General features: G+C 47.1%; 16 protein-coding genes. 12 read left to right on the forward strand and 4 right to left on the reverse strand.

Translation table 11 applies throughout. From position 1 onward, the window contains the following. Nucleotides 1-187 precede the first annotated feature (187 nt). Nucleotides 188-2,521, reverse strand: coding sequence for a ribonucleoside-diphosphate reductase subunit alpha (locus M3629_RS20525; RefSeq protein WP_090918644.1), 2,334 nt, complete (start codon nt 2,519-2,521; stop codon nt 188-190). 768 nt (nt 2,522-3,289) lie between these two features. On the opposite strand from M3629_RS20525, the gene M3629_RS20530 reads away from it, so the two are divergent. The 7 genes from M3629_RS20530 (at nt 3,290) to M3629_RS20560 (ending at nt 8,964) form a co-directional block, all read left to right on the forward strand. After that, nucleotides 3,290-3,616, forward strand: a complete 327-nt coding sequence (locus M3629_RS20530; protein ID WP_090918642.1) for an MTH1187 family thiamine-binding protein — start codon at nt 3,290-3,292, stop codon at nt 3,614-3,616. Between the two features lie 416 nt (nt 3,617-4,032). Next, entirely contained in the window at nt 4,033-4,137 is a 105-nt protein-coding gene (locus M3629_RS20535; protein ID WP_017690880.1) for a hypothetical protein, read from the forward strand. 42 nt (nt 4,138-4,179) lie between these two features. Next, on the forward strand, nt 4,180-4,284 hold the full coding sequence (locus M3629_RS20540; RefSeq protein ID WP_222592193.1) for a YjcZ family sporulation protein: 105 nt from the start codon (nt 4,180-4,182) through the stop codon (nt 4,282-4,284). Between the two features lie 389 nt (nt 4,285-4,673). Further along, complete coding sequence (locus tag M3629_RS20545; protein ID WP_251509865.1) at nt 4,674-4,796, forward strand: sporulation protein YjcZ; 123 nt, start codon at nt 4,674-4,676, stop codon at nt 4,794-4,796. 805 nt (nt 4,797-5,601) lie between these two features. Continuing rightward, nucleotides 5,602-6,198, forward strand: a complete 597-nt coding sequence (locus tag M3629_RS20550) for an RNA polymerase sigma factor (protein ID WP_251509821.1) — start codon at nt 5,602-5,604, stop codon at nt 6,196-6,198. Further along, nucleotides 6,195-7,187 (forward strand): anti-sigma factor domain-containing protein, encoded by a 993-nt coding sequence (locus tag M3629_RS20555; protein ID WP_285888946.1) that lies wholly within the window; start codon nt 6,195-6,197, stop codon nt 7,185-7,187. Before M3629_RS20550 ends, M3629_RS20555 begins: the two co-directional genes overlap by 4 nt. Before the next feature lie 253 nt (nt 7,188-7,440). After that, nucleotides 7,441-8,964: an HD-GYP domain-containing protein gene (locus M3629_RS20560; RefSeq protein ID WP_251509822.1), complete on the forward strand. Its 1,524-nt coding sequence runs from the start codon at nt 7,441-7,443 to the stop codon at nt 8,962-8,964. On the opposite strand, the gene M3629_RS20565 is transcribed toward M3629_RS20560, so the two are convergent. Continuing rightward, the gene (locus M3629_RS20565; protein WP_251509823.1) at nt 8,957-9,610 is read right to left on the reverse strand and encodes a phosphatase PAP2 family protein; all 654 of its coding nucleotides are present in this window, start codon (nt 9,608-9,610) and stop codon (nt 8,957-8,959) included. The two genes, M3629_RS20560 and M3629_RS20565, sit on opposite strands and share 8 nt — an antisense overlap. Before the next feature lie 237 nt (nt 9,611-9,847). Here M3629_RS20565 and M3629_RS20570 point away from each other — a divergent pair, with 237 nt between their 5' ends. The 4 genes from M3629_RS20570 (at nt 9,848) to M3629_RS20585 (ending at nt 13,891) form a co-directional block, all read left to right on the forward strand. Further along, complete coding sequence (locus tag M3629_RS20570; protein WP_251509824.1) at nt 9,848-11,257, forward strand: sensor histidine kinase; 1,410 nt, start codon at nt 9,848-9,850, stop codon at nt 11,255-11,257. 107 nt (nt 11,258-11,364) lie between these two features. Then, complete coding sequence (locus M3629_RS20575; RefSeq protein ID WP_251509825.1) at nt 11,365-12,630, forward strand: MFS transporter; 1,266 nt, start codon at nt 11,365-11,367, stop codon at nt 12,628-12,630. A gap of 76 nt (nt 12,631-12,706) precedes the next feature. After that, on the forward strand, nt 12,707-13,387 hold the full coding sequence (locus M3629_RS20580; protein ID WP_251509826.1) for an oxidoreductase: 681 nt from the start codon (nt 12,707-12,709) through the stop codon (nt 13,385-13,387). A 129-nt stretch (nt 13,388-13,516) separates the two neighbouring features. Next, a complete protein-coding gene (locus M3629_RS20585; protein WP_251509827.1) occupies nt 13,517-13,891 on the forward strand; it encodes a RidA family protein in 375 nt (124 codons plus the stop codon). Nucleotides 13,892-14,254: 363 nt separating this feature from the next. Here the strand turns inward: M3629_RS20585 and M3629_RS20590 are convergent, their stop codons facing one another. Next, nucleotides 14,255-15,013 carry a tryptophan-rich sensory protein gene (locus M3629_RS20590; protein WP_251509828.1) on the reverse strand — a complete coding sequence of 253 codons (759 nt, stop codon included), beginning with the start codon at nt 15,011-15,013 and terminating at the stop codon, nt 14,255-14,257. Nucleotides 15,014-15,242: 229 nt separating this feature from the next. Here M3629_RS20590 and M3629_RS20595 point away from each other — a divergent pair, with 229 nt between their 5' ends. Then, on the forward strand, nt 15,243-16,208 hold the full coding sequence (locus M3629_RS20595) for an arsenic resistance protein (RefSeq protein WP_251509829.1): 966 nt from the start codon (nt 15,243-15,245) through the stop codon (nt 16,206-16,208). A gap of 193 nt (nt 16,209-16,401) precedes the next feature. Here M3629_RS20595 and M3629_RS20600 read toward each other — a convergent pair whose 3' ends face one another. After that, entirely contained in the window at nt 16,402-18,030 is a 1,629-nt protein-coding gene (locus M3629_RS20600) for a response regulator transcription factor (protein ID WP_251509830.1), read from the reverse strand. Nucleotide 18,031: the final 1 nt, after the last annotated feature.

Here is an 18,031-nt window from a genome sequence, read left to right on the forward strand (position 1 = left end):
GACAGAACAAGCTTGTACTGTTTTGGCATATATTTAACATCTTGCGATGCTGTGGTCAGGTTTTGGGCAAAAAGAACCAGGGCAACGCTATTTTGCATTCAAAACAGGATGCCCCGGTGGTCATCATGATCAGCGTGACAGAATGGAGGTGCCCATATCCATCACGATGTTACCATTCTTATGTGGATCAGCTTGCGCAGGAATCACATTCCTCGATCGTTAATGCACGGCTACGAACATAATAGGTCGATTTCATGCCGGCTCTCCAAGCGTGAAGATGCAATTCCAGGAACTCCGTCGCCTTAATATCTGGACGAACATACAGGTTGAAGCTTTGACCTTGGTCAACGTGACGCTGACGGGCAGCGGCCATATTAATGGAAGCATGTTGATCCACCATAAATGCCGTTTTGTAGTACCAGATCGTTTTTTCGGAAAGATCCGGTGCCGGGTTGGCAATTTTGTATGTTGTTTTCTCTTCATAGGACAACAGCTCATACAGTGGATCAATACTTGCTGTTGAACCGGCGATGATGGAGGTGGAACCGTTTGGTGCGATAGCAAACATCCATGCGTTACGTACGCCGTTTTGTTTGACTTGTGATTGCAGTTCTTTCCATTGATCTGTAGTTACGAATTCGCCTACGCGCTCACCCGTTGTGTACTCGCGTTGATCGAAGTAATGACCACTTTCCCAGTCGGAGCCTTTGAACTTCGGATAATGTCCTTTTTCTTTGGACAGTTCCATGCTGGCTTGAACGAGCAAATAGTTAATTTTTTCATACAGATTATCGTTATAGGTAACAGCTTCTTCGGATTCCCAACGAATGCCTTCGAGCGCAAGCAGGTGATGCAATCCGAACGTTCCCAGACCAACAGCGCGATACTGACTGTTCGTGTATTGGGCTTGAAGCACCTCAATGTTGTTGATGTCAATAACGTTGTCCAGCATACGAACCTGAATCGGAATCAGACGCTCCAGTACGTTATGAGGTACCGCGCGAGCCAAGTGGATCGAGTTCAGGTTGCAGACCACGAAGTCACCAGGCACTTTGGAGATCACGATGCGTGTCTGACCATCCTTGGTCACCAGTTCTTCTTTTTCCACCACGGTAGCGGATTGGTTCTGCATAATTTCAGTACACAGGTTGGATGAGTACACCATGCCATGTGCCCGGTTAGGGTTCGAACGATTTACAGTGTCACGGTAGAACATGTACGGTGTACCTGTTTCAAGTTGTGATTTCATGACACGTTTCATGATGTCGATTGCTTGTACCGTAATACGGGACAAAAGCGGATGATTCACTGCTTCTTCATATTTCTCGCGGAATGTACCTTGACCCTTCGTTTCATCGTAGAAGTCTTCCAGACCCAGTGCACGGCCGTTCTCATCTTTCCAGCCCATCACTTTTTTCGTCTCGTGCGGGCAGAACAAGCTCCATTCGCCACGACTTTCGACACGCTCCATGAACAGGTCAGGCAGACAGATACCGTGGAAAACGTCATGTGCACGCATCCGCTCGTCGCCGTTGTTCAGCTTCAGGTCGAGGAATGCCAGGATATCTTTATGGAAAACGTCCAGGTAAACCGCAATCGCACCTTTACGTGTGCCAAGCTGGTCTACGCTTACTGCTGTGTTGTTCAACTGGCGAATCCAAGGAATAACGCCTGAGCTTGTGTTTTTGTGACCGCGGATGTCTGAACCACGCGCTCTGACTTTACCGAGGTACACGCCGATGCCGCCGCCCATTTTGCTCAAACGAGCTACGTCTGTATTGGAATCAAAGATCCCTTCGAGCGAGTCATCTACTGTGTCGATGAAACAGCTGGAGAGCTGTCCGGCTACCTTTTTACCTGCGTTGGACATTGTCGGCGTAGCTGCCGTCATATACATGTTGCTCATCGCCCAGTAGGCTTCTTTCACCAGATCCATACGTTTGTCAGCAGGTTCCTGGTGCATCAGGTACATGGCAATGACCATGTAACGCTCCTGTGGCAATTCCATGACTTTTCCATCAAAATCGTTGGCGAGGTAACGCTCAGCCAGTGTGAGCAAACCGATGTAATCGAAGAGCAGATCGTTGCGATAGTCAATGCACTCCGCAAGTTCGTCGATCTGTTCCTTGGTGTAACATTCCAGCAACTCTTCGCGATAGATGCCTTTTTTGACAAGGTCAACAATCAGCGGATGGAATGCACCGTAAGGTTCATCCGGGTAGGATTTGTATCTGCGGTTAGTTGCCGCTTTTTTGTAAAGGGAAGTAAGCAGGGATCTCGCTGCTGCAAATTTCCAGTTCGGCTCTTCTTTCGTTACCAGTTCCAGAGCGCTCATCATAAAAGCATTGCTGATCTCATCTCCGGTAACTTCGTCACGACGAAGTTTGCTCGTTACTCCGCGAACCAGACGTTCCTTGTCGAGCATGTCCAGTCCTTCCAGGATACGGTCGGCATATACCGAGATACGCATCTCGTCAAAGGCAAGCTGGCGATTGTTCGGCTTGGTCACAACTTGTGGCATGAATATTCCTCGCTTTCACATGATAAAAAGATAATGATAAAAAAATAAATTAAACAATTCTTTGAAAATAAGAATTGGAGGTCTACAACGGTGAGTAAATACGGATTTTGCGGACTACAGTGGCAGTAACCAGATACGTTTGGGATGAAATCATACGACAAGGAGTGGACAGAACCTGCTCATACAAAAAGCATTCCCCTTGCCTTACGGCTGAAAATGCCCATTCATGTTCTGGTTTTTGACAGTCTTATCTATGCATGCCTTCGACAGAACAAGTTGCTGTATGTAAGCTTTTGTCTGATCATTTCATACCTGTGAATAATGTTAACGGACGCAGTCCAAACAGCCCCGTTAACCTCCATGCCAGCCCTGTCTTCGAGAAAGCGATTTACACCTACAGGGACGTGCCTTTGGAGGTGATTTCATCTTGTTTTTCGATAGATTCCAGATGCTGGTTATAAGAAGTGGGGTATCCCGTTTCACTATATTTTGTTGTTGTTATACTAATGTACCCCAACATATAGTGTTTGTAAACAGGGTGGAAACCTTAAAACGTAATTCCGAGTATACCATCTAAGCCAGAAATCCGCAAAGGAAAAGGACTGGAAGATTTGAAGATTCTGCGAAAAAAAATTTACGGGATTTAGAATGACGTCATCACGTCAGTTTGAATTGGAGCACTTTAAACTGGTAAAATAAAATCAGTCAAAACTCGACTAAAACTTGAGCGGCAACGGTTCGAACGGTGCCCAGAGGAGGCAGAGCGAAGTGGCAATTGCAGAAGTAACCGTTATTCCGATTGGAACAGGAACCACCAGTCTGAGCAGTTATGTAGCAGACATGCAAAAGATATTGGAAAGACAACGTGGCATTACATATCAGTTAACTTCGATGAGCACCATTATTGAAGGTCCGCTAAATGAAGTTTTCACCGCCATCGCGGCTTTGCATGAAGCTCCGTTTCTGTCAGGAGCCCAGCGTGTCTCCACATCCGTGAAAATCGATGACCGGCGTGATAAACCGGATGCTTCCAGCGTGCAGAAGTTGCAGTCGGTGCAGGATAAGCTGATCTCGCTCCATAATAGGCCAAACTAAAAAACAAAGATGAATTGGCAAGAAGATAGGCTGTTGGCAACCTAAAGTAGATCAAGTCTACTCCAGGCTGAAGTTTTCTAATGAACAGAATAAAAACCCATTTAAGAGACAAGTCCCAATAGGGGCTTGTCGTTTTTAAGTTTTGAAAGTATCTCAAAATACGTGGTGCTCTGCTCTATATCAAGACTGATAACCAAAGTGTGCTACCACAAACTTAGGCATCAATTCATACGCTTTCCTTTAAACTTCGTCATTTGTACCATTTCTCTCAAACTGAAAAAACATACTCTAGACTATACTGTCATTTGACGTGGCGGTGTCTGATTGCTATTTCTGCCCATTTTGTTCATGAGCCCGGTCCACTGTGTGTCTGATGCATATAGTGAACTGTACCTCAAATCAAAGGAGGGTTTTACATGAGTGGAGTAGTTGGTGGATACGGCGGTGCATGGACATCGACTGGCGCGATTCTGGTTCTCTTTATCTTGCTGGTGATCATCTCTAAAGCATTCCTGATCTAATAAACGGTTATAGTAAAATTCGCACGTAGGGGAGGGATTAAGATGGGTGAAGTAGGAGGAATGGGATACGGCGGCTGGACTTCCACTGGAGCAATCCTGGTGTTGTTCATTCTGCTCGTGATCATCACTAAGTCGTTCTGGGTGTAATGTGTCGTGCTCTGCCGGGTAACCGGCAGGGTTTTATGAGATTGGACAAGCTACGTTGAGCAAGGGAAGAGAGTTTAGGCTACTAAATGTTGTAACGGGAGAAGGAGAAGAAATGTGAATAAAGATAAGGGTCAGGGGTTAAACGCCCATTTTGAGATTATGGGGGCCATAGCCCGGTCGCCGTATAGGGCAAATACATAGCTTAAGGTGTAGGCAAACGTTAAGGAGGCATGACGATGAGCGAAGTTAAACCGAACTCACCGAACGGACAGGGGCAAGTTTACGGACAACAAGGAGGGCATGAACATATGTACGGTTACCAATATCCAGGTCAAGACATGTACAATTACGGAACAATGCCTTATGGCTACCAGCCAAATCAAGCACCGATGGTGCAGGGATACCACCATGGTTGTGCACCTGCCTATGGTGGAGGCGTCTGGAGTTCCATGGGAACCATTCTTGTTTTATTCATTCTGCTCGTAATCATATCCAAAACCATGTTTATTTAAAACCTCTGCTGAGAGGCGCAGTTCAAGCGTGAACTGCAACATCGGGCCAATCGGAAAACCTGACTGGATTCATTCGATTACAGATTCGTTTCTTATAAGAGTCTTTCTCGAAAGAATATAACGGAATCATTAATGTGTTAACTCCGGCAGTAAGCCGGGGTTATCTTTTTTTAAGGCGTGCTTTATCCAGGGAGCGGGGAACGTGTGCCGGTTTTCTCCAAAAGCGATAAAGAAAATTGGATATAGAAAAGCACCCGGAACCCAATTCCGGGTGCTTGATGTATGTTTTCAATCTTCTCAAGAATAAATGATATCCAAAACAACAAAAGCCCTACCTCTCTTTTGTCCTTGCGGCTCCGATGACCGCGCCAGTGTGAATGGGAACATCTTGTAAACCCTTTGTCTACCGGGTTATTGTGATTCAGGTTCGTCAATCTTCATAGGTTAGTTAGCATATTCGCTGCGGTCGCAGCATGAAGAAAATATTCCGGGGTTAAAAAGAAGACAGAAAATCATATGAGGTTGTTTATACAACTTTTATATCATACCACAGTCTGTAATTAATTGCAATAAAAAGGAAGGATACCTCTTTAGGCACCAGTATAGTCCTTTAACTTAGCCTGAAGTATCTGCTCAAAGAAAGATTGCAAGTAAGGCTAATATTATTCATGAGTATTATATTTATGAAAGAAAGAAAAAATGTTTTCAGAAAAAATATCTCAAAAAAATGTTATTAGGGGTAATCCTCTTCAAACGTTTCTGCGTAGGTTATAATATGAGGGAAGATACAGAAAGGGGCCCTCGGATGACTGAATCGATAGAGGACAGCAGGTTGATGCAACGAATTGCAGAACGTGATGCTTCTGCACTGGAACTGCTATATGACCGATATGAACGGGCCGTCTATTCTTTTGCCTACCGAATTGTTGGTGATTCGATGACAGCAGAGGAGACCGTGCAGGAGCTTTTTCTGCGCATCTGGAATAAAGCGGAACGATTTGATGCCTCACAGGGGAAGCTGACCACGTGGATGTTTGCGATTACGCGCAACATCGCGGTGGACATGCTGAGGCGGAGATCGAAAGGAGCAGCAACCACTTCAGTTGAGCATGAGACACTGGCGGCATATGCTGACGAATATACAAATACAGAAGAAGAGGTCCAGCGCAAATGGGAAGGCAAGCGCATTAAACAAGCGTTGACCCAATTGAATGATGACCAGAAGCAAGTAATTGAATCGATATATTATGCAGGCTTAACGCAACAAGAGGTATCCAGCCGATTCGGGATTCCGCTGGGTACAGTCAAGAGCCGTGTCAGGCTTGCCATGCGTCAGCTTCAGAAGCTACTTGCTGATACTGAATTGCATCCGGACGCGGGAAGGGAGGGCATACATCCATGATAGAACGACATGAGGAGTGGTCTGATCTGGCACCGATGTATGTGCTGGGTGGACTGGAAGCAGAGGAAGTGGCGGCATTCGAAGCGCATATGTCGAATTGCGAAGCTTGTCGTCAGGAGGTAAGGGAATTGCAGGAAGTAACCGGCTTCCTGCCACTTGCGGCGGATCCTGTGGCACTGCCGCCGGGCATGCGGGCACGCGTGCTGGGCAGCGTGCTCGCTCAGGCGCAGGAGAGCACCGGCGCGACGCCGGCAGCGACTCCTGCGCAGCAACCTGAAGCACCCGCATCCGCGGTGCTTCAGGAAGACCTGGCGCCGCAGCATGAGCGTGCGGCGCAGCCCGGGCCTGGCTTGCCGCCAGCGGCGGTGCCCGCGGCCCGGGCTGAAGAGGCTGCCCAGGCGCAGCTGGGGCAGCCACAAACGCGCGCGCGTGCGCGCGGTGGCCGCGCTTGGCGCGCAGCCAGTGCGGGCCTCGCGGCAGCGGCGCTGGTGCTCGGCGTGTACGCGGCGCAGCTGCAAGGCCGCATCGACTCGCTGACGCAGCAAGCCGAAGGCGTATCGGCTGCGCAGGAGCAGCTGACTCAGGCGCAAGCGCAGAATGCTCAGCTGCAAGAGCAGCTCGTCTCAGCGCTTGCACCGGCGCAGGGCATGCAAACGGGCGAAGCCGTCAAGCTGAGCCCGGCAACGCAAGATATTGTTGCACAAGGTCTGGCGACCATTGTGATCGATAGCAAAGGCACACACCTCGTGGTACAGGCAGAGAAACTGCCTGCACTTGAAGGCAATCAGGCGTTTCAGGTATGGCTGATCAAAGGAGATACCCCTAAGAATGCGGGTACGTTCCTAAGTCACGACGGTACGGGTGCGGTGTATTACACGCTGGATTCCGCGAACGATTATGACACCGTAGCGATTACGCTTGAACCGGATGCCCTGGGGGACCAACCACGCGGCACAATGATTTTGGCGGCTAAAATGAAAACGAGCTAGAAGCCAAAATTACCAAAAGGAGTTTCAATGGAATATATGTAACGAAACCTTCATAAAAAGGCCGCTCCCTTAGGGAGCGGCCTTTTTATGAAGCAATCCCCGAAGACAGCCAAGCAGAACATTGCATTACTATTCAACGAATTTTATTAATTTTTTTAGTGGGAATAACCGATAAATATATAGGAGAAAACATCCTTATTCTCCCTTTTTTATCAGGGCAGAACGGGTTAGACATAGAGAGCGAGGGATTGGATTGGAAGTATATCGTGCATTTATCTTCCGTCTGCTACGCAATTATCTAATTGGTTCATTATCAGCCGTCTTTGTTGTGGGTTCCGTGGTCATGATATCCACCTTGCAGATACCCAATATTCAATATGTTCGATTGATTTTCATTGTGCTCATATCGATTCTGTTTATGCTGGTTGCGGAGTTGATAACATTGTGGGCTCAATTGGGTCCAATAGGGCAATTTTTCGCTGCCGAGCATCATGAAATGACTGAACTAAATCAGATGTATGAACGAATTCACCGCTTTCCGGGACAGACCATATATCGCATTATTGGACCACATATGCTGGGTTTCTCCCTACCCGCGGCTGGACTCACATTGTGGATGATCTCCACAGGCTGGCTTGAAATCCCATACGGATATGTTATCGTTGCGGCGGTGTGTGCATTCTTGATTGCGATCATGCATGCCCTGGTTGAATATTATCTTACGGTGAGAACAGTGAGGCCACTGCTTCTTGAAGTTCGCCGTAGAGGCAAAATGTTGTACGGAATGGAGCCTTCGCTTGGCGGACGCATCTTGATCTCAATACAGCGGAAGTTTCAGACCAGTACTGCGCTTATCGGTTTATTTCCGTTAAGTTTATTTTTTCTGGCTACCTATATTCGGCTCCAGTACATAGACCCGGTGTTTGCAAAAGAATATACGTTTTGGGGTGTACTCATCGTCATCTTGGGCGCAGGATTCTCCATGGTGGGCAGTTGGCTGTTAATTCGGGATGTCCGTGATCCGGTGGCGGAATTGACACAAGAGATGAACCGGATTCAGGGCGGCGAGTTCGGCAGAAGGACGCCGGATTTGTATTCAGATGAATTCTCGCAATTAATTTCGGGGTTCAATATGATGATTAGTCGGTTGGAAATGAGACAGGAACGCAATCGGCAACTGCTGCAAAGTTACTTCTCCCTGCTTGCGGCCGCACTGGATGCCCGGGATAAATATACAGCGGGGCACTCTATGCGTGTCGCGGAGTATTCTATTCTGATCGGTAGGCTCAGCGGCATGAATGATGAACAGGCTGACTTATTATACAAATCTGCGCTACTCCATGATATCGGGAAAATTGGTATACCTGACGAGGTGTTACTCAAAGACGGTAAGCTCAGTGATGAGGAATTTGCAATCATACGTACGCATCCTGTATTAGGAGAGAGTATTTTACTTCAGATTGAACCTGTGGATGCCATGGCAGACTTCCTACCTGGGGTGCGATCCCATCATGAGAGGTATGACGGCAAAGGTTACCCGGATGGCATGGCAGGAGAAGAGATTCCCCTGTTTGGCCGTATTATCGCGGTAGCAGATGCTTTTGATGCGATGACGTCAGACCGGCCGTACCGGAATGGGATGAGTGATGAGAAAGCACTTATGATTCTGGAAGAAGGAAAGGGGACCCAGTGGGACCCCTATTATGCAGGTTTGTTTATAGACGAGTGGAGGCGGCAGAAGCAGCTGGGTCAAAAGCCAGAAGAGGGGGTCAGTTGATCCCCTCAGTCCATTTGGACTCTTTTCTGCGACGTCGATAAAGGGATAGTCCAGTAATGATCGTGAAGATACACTCACCAAGAATAATTGCACTCAGTGCGTCGTAAATAACATGTTGCTTGATGAGCAGTGTAGAGATGATAATCAGGGATGCACCGGCAACTACCGCCACCTTGACGGATTTATGGATGGTTGAAACCGATAGAACGGCACGCATCACCAGATAAGAGTGCAGGGCGTGAATACTGGGAAAACAGTTATAAGGACGATCCTGGCTGTAGAGCCATCCGATGACGACTGTACCCAAGCCAGAGCCAGTTAATTCCGGACGCGGTACCATCGTTTGGAAGTTGAAGTAGATCAGGTAACAGATCCAGACACAGATGTTCATGGATAACAAGACCCGATAATACATAAGCCGATCCTTGGCACACAGGTAGGCCAGCACGCCGAATACAAACGGGTACCATCCCAGATAGGGAATCGACATTGCGGGTATAAAAGGAAGCATCTGGTCAATTGGAGAATTTAGGATAACATATCCACGACCCGGATTGTTCAGAATATCATAGAAAAGTCCCATGACAGCCAGGGATAACATCAGACTAAGCGACAGCCAGTAGGATGTGTCTTTTAACAATTGCACAGCTGTAAATCTCCTTTCATCATGTTTCAAGGAAACATGATTTTAGCGATAAATATAAAAAATGAAACAACAATATATTTTACTACGTCTTACACACAAATTGAATCTTGATTTTGTGTATTTTTTTGTTTCTTTTTGGCGATGTTTCCATACGGAGGTGGGTCTAGCATGATATGATGTACAAAGACGAACGATATAAGCACGTGGGTTATAACGTCGAACAACAGGAGTGAATACATGCAATTTTCGAAAATGTTCGTACTCAATATGGGGATGCTTATTACGATTGCTTATCTTGCAAGTGTCTTCTATAAATATATCGTTATACGCGCCTCTTCCAGAGTGAAACAGGTCTGTTCCGTGCTAGTGCTTATATTTGCAGGCTGGATCAGCACGGTGTTTGGATTTCAGCTGAATGATGAAGTCGTTTTTGATCTTCGTTATGTACCTCTAATTGTTGCGGTTCTGTCATACAGGCAACCCTATAGTGTCATAATTATAGGTGTGGGTATCGGCCTGTCTAGGCTGACCTTTGGTATCACCGATGCAACTGTCGCCGCGGTAATTAATATGTCTCTTCTTGGATTGCTCTGCGCGGGCCTCAATATTTGGATGCGGCGCAGCAACTACAGGCTGATTGTCAAAGGCATCATCGTTACGGTGATTGTTAATGTTGTCAACAGTGTGAACATCGCCTTAGTAGGTGTCATTCCTACCGCATATTTCTTCTCCCACATCATGCCTTATACGCTTCCTAGCGGAATCTTGCTTAGTCTTATATTTGCGTTCATATTACGGGATTTTCAGAATGAACAAAATCGAATCCTGTTGATCCAGAGTACGAATCGGCTTTTATCTGTGCAGAAGGAAGAGTTGCAGAAAGCGCAAATTGTACTGGAAGAACGAGCCAAACAATTGACGATTGCCTCACAGTACAAGTCCGAGTTTCTGGCGAATATGTCACATGAACTGCGCACACCACTGAACAGTGTGATTAATTTTGCCCAGATGATTAGTGAGAATGCGGATACGATGGAGCAGGAGGAGATTGTACGTTTCGCGGGCATGATTGATCAATCCGGACAAGAGCTTCTGAGACTGATTAACGACATTCTAGATTTATCTAAAGTCGAAGCCGGCCGCTTAGATATTGTGCTTGAGGATATCAGTCTAAGCCAGCTGGTTGAAGATGCTATGAATCATTTCGGGCTCATTGCTGACAAAAAAGGAATTGAGCTGGTGCTGGAGAAACAAAAAGGACTGCCAGATACAATCTGGTCCGATCCGCAGCGTGTGCAACAGATTTTGCGAAATTTAATGTCCAATGCCATCAAGTTTACTCCGAAAGGGAGGGTCACTCTGACGGTGAGTACGAAACAGACTAAACAAGCAGATATGGTAAGTCAGTGGCTTGTTTTTTCGGTTCAGGATACAGGGATCGGCATTCCGGAGGACAAGCATCATTCTATATTTGAAGCATTTCAGCAAGCTGATGGTTCGATTAGCCGTAAATTTGGTGGAACGGGACTTGGTCTCTCGATCAGCAGAGATCTGGCGAGATTGCTGGGTGGATCCATCAAACTTGAGAGTGCTGCGGGCAGGGGAAGTATCTTCCATCTATGGCTTCCGCTCACCGTGAAAAAATGAGTTGACAACCTCTGCGCCGTGAGTAGAATTTGGGGTGACAACTAGCATCGACCGGAAAAAGATTTACCCGGTCTAAGGAGTGTATCCCCATTCAGAAGATGGTCAAGATGAACCCCTCTTCGTTCATAGGCAAGCCACGGCGCAAGGGTTCGACACAACGCACGAATTTATCAATTGCAACATGGGAGGGCGTACCGGCAATTATTTTGCAAACGTTGCTGGGTGGTCCATTTCTAACCGGGTTTTTGCTGTACCTTGGGGCCGGGTCGAGACATATTGGCTTTGTGCTCGCGATTACCACGTTTGTAAACATCGCGCAGATCGGCGCAGCATACTGGATGCAACGTATTCGGAGCCGTAAGCGCGCGCTTTTGCTGTTCGTCGGAGGTCACCGTATTCTGTGGAGTGCAACGGGATTAATTCCGTTCATTTTCCCTAAGGAATGGTGGGTCAGTGTTTTTATTGGCTTATATACAATCGCTTTCATATGTAATACCATTGGCGGTATGATCTGGACATCCCTGATTGGGGATATCGTGCCTGCCAAGGTAAGGGGACGATATTTCGGGATACGAAATACGATTCTGAACGCACTTGGAAGCGTTTGTTTATTTGGCGGCGGGATTTTGCTGGATCGTTATCCGGGAGAGACCGGTTTTCTGATTTTGTTTATTCCCGTATGGATCTGTGCCATCGCCAATACGGTCATTTATTTCTTTTATCCGGATCTGCCCTTTGAACGGTCGACCGAAAAGTCGTTCTCACGGATGTTTATCAAACCGTTTCAGGATCGGGTTTTTCTGAAGGCGACTATTTTTCTGGCGGCATGGCTATTGATCCAGACATTAATTGTTCCTCTCTATTCTTACGTTATGCTCGATCTGCTGAAAGTCAGCTATCAGATGGTCTCACTGATCACGGTTGTGCAAACACTAGTAATGATGGGAGGATTCTATATTTGGGGCAACCTGAATGCCAGATACAGCAACAAAACGCTGTTATTCTGGACGTTGCCCGTCATCGCCTTGTCCTGCCTGTCGTGGGGGTTGATGTCCTTTGCTCCGGTACTGGTTGCGTTGTTCCTGTCCCACATTTTTCTTGGGATTGGTGTTGGCGGTTTCAACCAGCTCGCGTTTAATTTTACGATTGGCGACACACCGAAAAGTGAAAGACCGATGTTTATAGCCGTTTATTCAGCTTTGACTGGCGTAACATCGTTTATTGGCCCGCTGATTGGAGGCTGGCTGTACGAGAAGATGGAGACTCTCTCCGAAGCGATGGTCTGGATATCCACTTACGGATTCCAAGTTACGGTTGGTGCAGTGATGTTGCTGCTTACGTTTACTTTGGGACGTCGGATTCTTTTAAAATAACAACAAAAAAAGCTGATTACGATGTTCTTTGATATAATACTCAGCTATATATGAATAGATTGGGGTGGTTGGAGAGATGCATCATCCTGAACGCAAAGCGATGGTGATCGGGGCTACCGGACTGGTGGGTGGGCTTTTGGTTCACAATCTGCTCGGGCACCCCGCATACAGCGAGGTTCGCATTCTGGTCAGACGAAGACTTGATCTGGAACATCCCGCACTGAAGCAATACGTTGTAGACTGGGAACAGCTTGAGGGTCAAGGGCATTTGTTTGAAGGAATCGATGACCTGTATTGCTGTCTGGGTACGACGATCAAGAAAGCAGGCAGTCAGGAGAACTTCCGTGAAGTGGATTATCACTATCCGGTTCGCGCAGCGACGCTGGCAAAGCAGCATGGTGTGGAGCAGATGCTAGCGATTTCCTCGATGGGAGCGAATGCGGATTCGCGTGTGTTTTATAGTCGGACCAAGGGTGAGATGGAGGATGCACTTTCGAGTATCGGGTTCCGTGCCTTACACATTTTTCGTCCATCTCTTATTCTGGGGGATCGAGGCGAGAAACGTGCGGGTGAACAATTCGCTGCACATGTGATGACTTTTCTGGATCGCTGGATGAAAGGCCGTTTAGACAAATATCGGGCCATTCCAGCGTCAACGATTGCTCAAGCGATGAGAAATGTCGCAATGGTACAGACGAAGGGCAATCATGTTTATCCCAATGAAGTGATTCATGCGCTTGGGGTGCAGGACGCTTAAGACTTGCAGGACGCAGTGGATAAGCGTTTCTTGTCAGAACGGGTGCGTGGTATAATAGGTTTTAAAAATAAAAGCATGCCTTGTCTCCATGTCGTGGCAAGGCAGCGAACGCAAAGGAGTACCTGTCGAATGAAAAAAGCAATCTCGACCGAGCAGGCGCCAGGCGCCATTGGTCCATACAGTCAGGCCGTAGATGCTGGTGATTTCATCTACACGTCTGGTCAGCTTGGCCTTAATCCGCAAACCGGTGAATTTGGTGCGGATGTACAGGAACAGACTCGCCTGTCTCTCAGTAATGTTAAAGCAATTCTCGAAGCAGCAGGCACAAGCATGGATAAAGTGGTGAAAACAACGGTGTTCCTGAAAGATATGAATGACTTTGTTCCTGTCAACGAAGTATATAGCAGCTTCTTTGCGCAGCCTTATCCTGCACGCAGCGCTGTGGAAGTTGCGCGTTTGCCGAAGGATGCACTGGTTGAGATTGAAGTGATTGCGCTGAAATAGGATCATATTTCAGCCTTGCCACAGGATGAGCGATTGAATCCTGTGGTGTATACAATTACAGCAACAAGCCGATTAAGGTCGTTTGACCAAAATCGGCTTTTTACGTTCGGTTTATTTTATACTATATCAGTTGAATGATTCATTTACACGATAACGGAGAGGACAGAAAAGACCTGGAAAAGCGAAGCGTTCGCCTAAAAGCTTTCTGGCAAGAAAGCTACTTCGGAAGCATACGCTTATCACCGGATTTTCCCTTCAAAAAAGGGAATCAAAAAAATCTGGGGATAACAGCGATTGGAAGGTTATTCTGGCATCGAAGTGTCTGTGTAAACCATCTTTAGTTATACTGATAGGAAAAGGTACTTAATCGCGGTCTTGATTGCGCGCAAGGAACAGCCACACGGCGTAGATCGCCAGAACGATGGCAATAATAATCCCCGTATAGTAGACAGAGATGACATCCTTTTGTTTGAGAGCAATAGCGATATAAGCCCAAGTGAATACGAGCGGATACACACTGTCACGGTACCGGAAGCTGACAAGCACCGCCAGAACCATACCAACGATCAGCATAATGATCGTCCATGCCGTTTCACTGATGCCGAATCCATCCCATCCGATTTTGTATAAATAAACGGCTGTGTTAACGATGGTTGCTACGCTAACCCATCCGAGATAGATGCTGAATGGCAGTTTGACTAGCCAGATTTCAGCCGTGGTTGGCATAGTGATCGCACGTGTTTTGACGTACAGCATAATCAGAGTAAGCAACAACAATACGATGATCAGTAGCGCGAGTCCAGTCTTGAGATTTTGAAAAGCGAAAATCCATGCGACATTGAAGGCGCAGCTGGCGAGAAACCAGTATCCGAGACGCGTAATCGAATTATTTTTCCAGGAGGCAGGGATGAACTGATAGATGATAAATCCTGCGAGAAGCAGGTAGATCAGACCCCATATCGCAAAGGCATAACCCGAAGGTGTCAGTAGTACAGGGTACATATCCGAAACTTCCTTGTTGGTCTTGCCGCCAATGGGCAGCGCATTGGAGAGATAATTTACAATAATAACAGCAATAAAACCGAGGGCGTTTAACCACTTGTACGGATTGTTACGGGACATGACGTTTCCTCCTTGGTTTAACAAATGTAATGAACCGTGGGTCAGTCTACAATGAATATACCCATTAAAGACTTGTTTTAATAACCCGTGCTTAAAATTAGAGAACGTGACCTTCCGAAAACCTCCGCTTGATCTAGCTTATTGGAACGGAGTTGTACTCTGTCCCAATGTACGCAGATGCAGGAGTGAATATGTCCTTATGAGCTTTTTCGACAATAGGGGGAAAGAGATGTTAACAAGAGAAACAATGGAGAGACAACAGACTTGGTTCTATGTGATGGCTCTATTTGCAGGTGCATGGATTGGGCTAGCCGCTCCGGCTTGGGGGAATCTACTGCATGATGCGGTGTCACCCGTTCTTGCTGTGCTTCTCTATAGCATGTTTGTGCAGATTCCGTTTATGGAGATTCGAGCATCCTGGTCCAATCTGCATTTTATGGCTGCGCTGCTCATCGCGAATTTTATTGCTGTTCCTATTGTAGTTTGGCTACTTACACTAGTTTTTCCGCAATCGCTTGGTGTGTTGATGGGGGTCTATCTAGTCTTGTTAACCCCTTGTATCGATTATGTCATCGTGTTTACACAGCTGGGACGGGGGAACGAGAAGCTGATGCTGGCAGCAACTCCGCTGCTGTTCGTAGTTCAAATGCTGTTACTTCCCGTGTATCTGTGGTTGTTCATGGGCAGTGATGTAGCTGCAGTAATGAAGGCAGGACCGTTTGTCGAGGCTTTCTTGCTGCTGATTGTTGTTCCGCTGTTGCTCGCAGTGATGACGCAAGCATGGTCCAAAAAAGGTGTGAGCGCGCAGCGGCTGCTTCATGCCACGGCTTGGCTCCCGGTTCCGATGATGGCACTAGTGCTGGTTGTCGTTGTAGCTTCCCAGATTGGCAAGGTTTACAGTGATCTGACGATCATCTTGAATGTTATTCCGATCTACGTTGCGTTCCTCATTATTATGCCCTGGATATCAAGAGTTATTGTAAAATTTTTCCGACTCGGGACGGGTGCTGGACGAACTTTGATCTTTAGTGCTGCAACCCGTAACTCGTTGGTTGTATTGCCCTTGGCACTGTCCCTCTCACCAGAGTGGGCAACGATTGCGGCAGCGGTGATTGTCACGCAGACGATGGTGGAGCTGGCAGGAGAGCTAATCTATATCCGGCTTGTACCTGGTGTGATTATGAGAGATCGGTAACCATATCTCCCGTCCGAATGTGTTTATGACCGTTTTTGCAATAGGAGCAGTCTTTCGAATGATATACTTTAGAAAAAAGAGAGCGAGTAAGCCATCCTGACTAAACATGCATTGATGTATACGTAAGGCATAAAGAGGACTTCTGACAGGCCATATCGAGAAGTCCTCTTTTTCTGGAATCGAAACACATTTGTTATGAACCTGTTTGTAGGATGGTTTTACGATATTCGGCAGGGGTTAACCCTTCTATCTTTTTAAATACTTTGCTGAAATACTTCTCATCCTGAAAACCGACCATTTCCGAGACTTTTGCAATACGCAGGGATGGATTCTGTAGCAGGAGCTTGGCATTGTTAATCCGTAGCTTGCCGAGATATTCTGACCAGTTCAACCCAAACTGCTGTTTGAATTTACGAGAAATGTACTCCCTGCTCAGATAAAAGCGTGCAGCAATCTGTTGCAATGACAAGTCCTCTTGATAATGGACTTCCATATAGCGAGCAATTTCACGCATTGGATCAGGGTCGGCATGCCGCTGAGCTGTAAGTGCTTTGCCCGCTGCAAGCAATCGTTGCTCTAGAAGAGAACGAAGGAGCGGGAAAGAAAGCAGACCTTCTGAGTCGAAAGGCAATTCGGCAAAAGGAGGAAATTGATCCTCGGCACTTTCTTCCTCGGGGGAGAGCTGACCATCGGCATCATCTAGCCAACGGCTGAGCATCCATTCCAGCTCTTGCATCCATTGTTGCAGTTGCTCTGCACTGATCACCTCCAGCTTGGTAAACGGCTCAAGCCACGTTGTGACGGTATCGGTTACACTGGCAGCATAACAACTCAAGGCTGCTATACGCATAGGCTCTTCAAAAGCAGTCAAACGTTGACCCTTATTCCTGCTTGAAGATTCAAGGGTAGAGTGAATACGCTGCTGCGTAAAAATGGTGTTGCGTCGCCACAATTTGGAGCTGGCATCCAGATAGGCTCCCGAAATACCGGCAGGGTAATTTTCACAAGTAGATATCCCAAAATGAAGCCTGCGCTGAATCGTCTGCTCCAATCCATCGTTAATGCTGTCCAGGATGCGTACCAGTGAGGACGGTCCCCCCCAATGCAACAGAACAATTTCATCCGGCTGGTTGAGCTGACGAAAGGTGACGCCTTCATCTGGTGTGCGCATCATCTCCGCACAGATGTTAAGCACGGAGAATACGAGCAGATCTGGCTGACTGCGATATTTCGCTAAACAATCCGCATCCAGATGAGACAGACTGGTGACAGCCACACAACACATCGGAATAAGGCGGGGGAGATTCAATTCTTCCTGTAATCGCTGAATATGTGCGGAAGTGTTACCTCTGCCAATGGCCAGCTCGGTGAGCAGGCGATCCTGATAATGCGGGCGCATGCGATTCACCACGATGGATTGTTTGGTGGACTCTGTGCGTAAGGTATGCTCCTCTTCCCAAGATTTCACTGCCTTCATCAAGGAGGCATTCAGTTCGTCTGCTTCGACGGGTTTCAGCAGGTAGTCCATGCCCCCATGCCTTATTGCATGCCTTACCAGTTCAAAATCGTCATATCCGCTAATAACAATGACTTTACAATGTGGAGCATGAGTTGAGATCCATTCAAGCAATGCCATTCCATCCTTGCCGGGCATTCGCATATCGCTCAGTATGATCTCAGGTTGATGCGATGTAATTGCCTCGATCGCTTCGTTTCCGTCCGCTGCTTCCAGCAAGACATCAATCCCCAGGTCATCCCAATGACCAAGGAGCTGGATCGCATGGCGGACATGCTGTTCATCATCCACAAGAAGTGCTTTCATG

The organism is Paenibacillus polysaccharolyticus, from assembly GCF_023714295.1.
GTDB lineage: Bacteria > Bacillota > Bacilli > Paenibacillales > Paenibacillaceae > Paenibacillus > Paenibacillus polysaccharolyticus_A.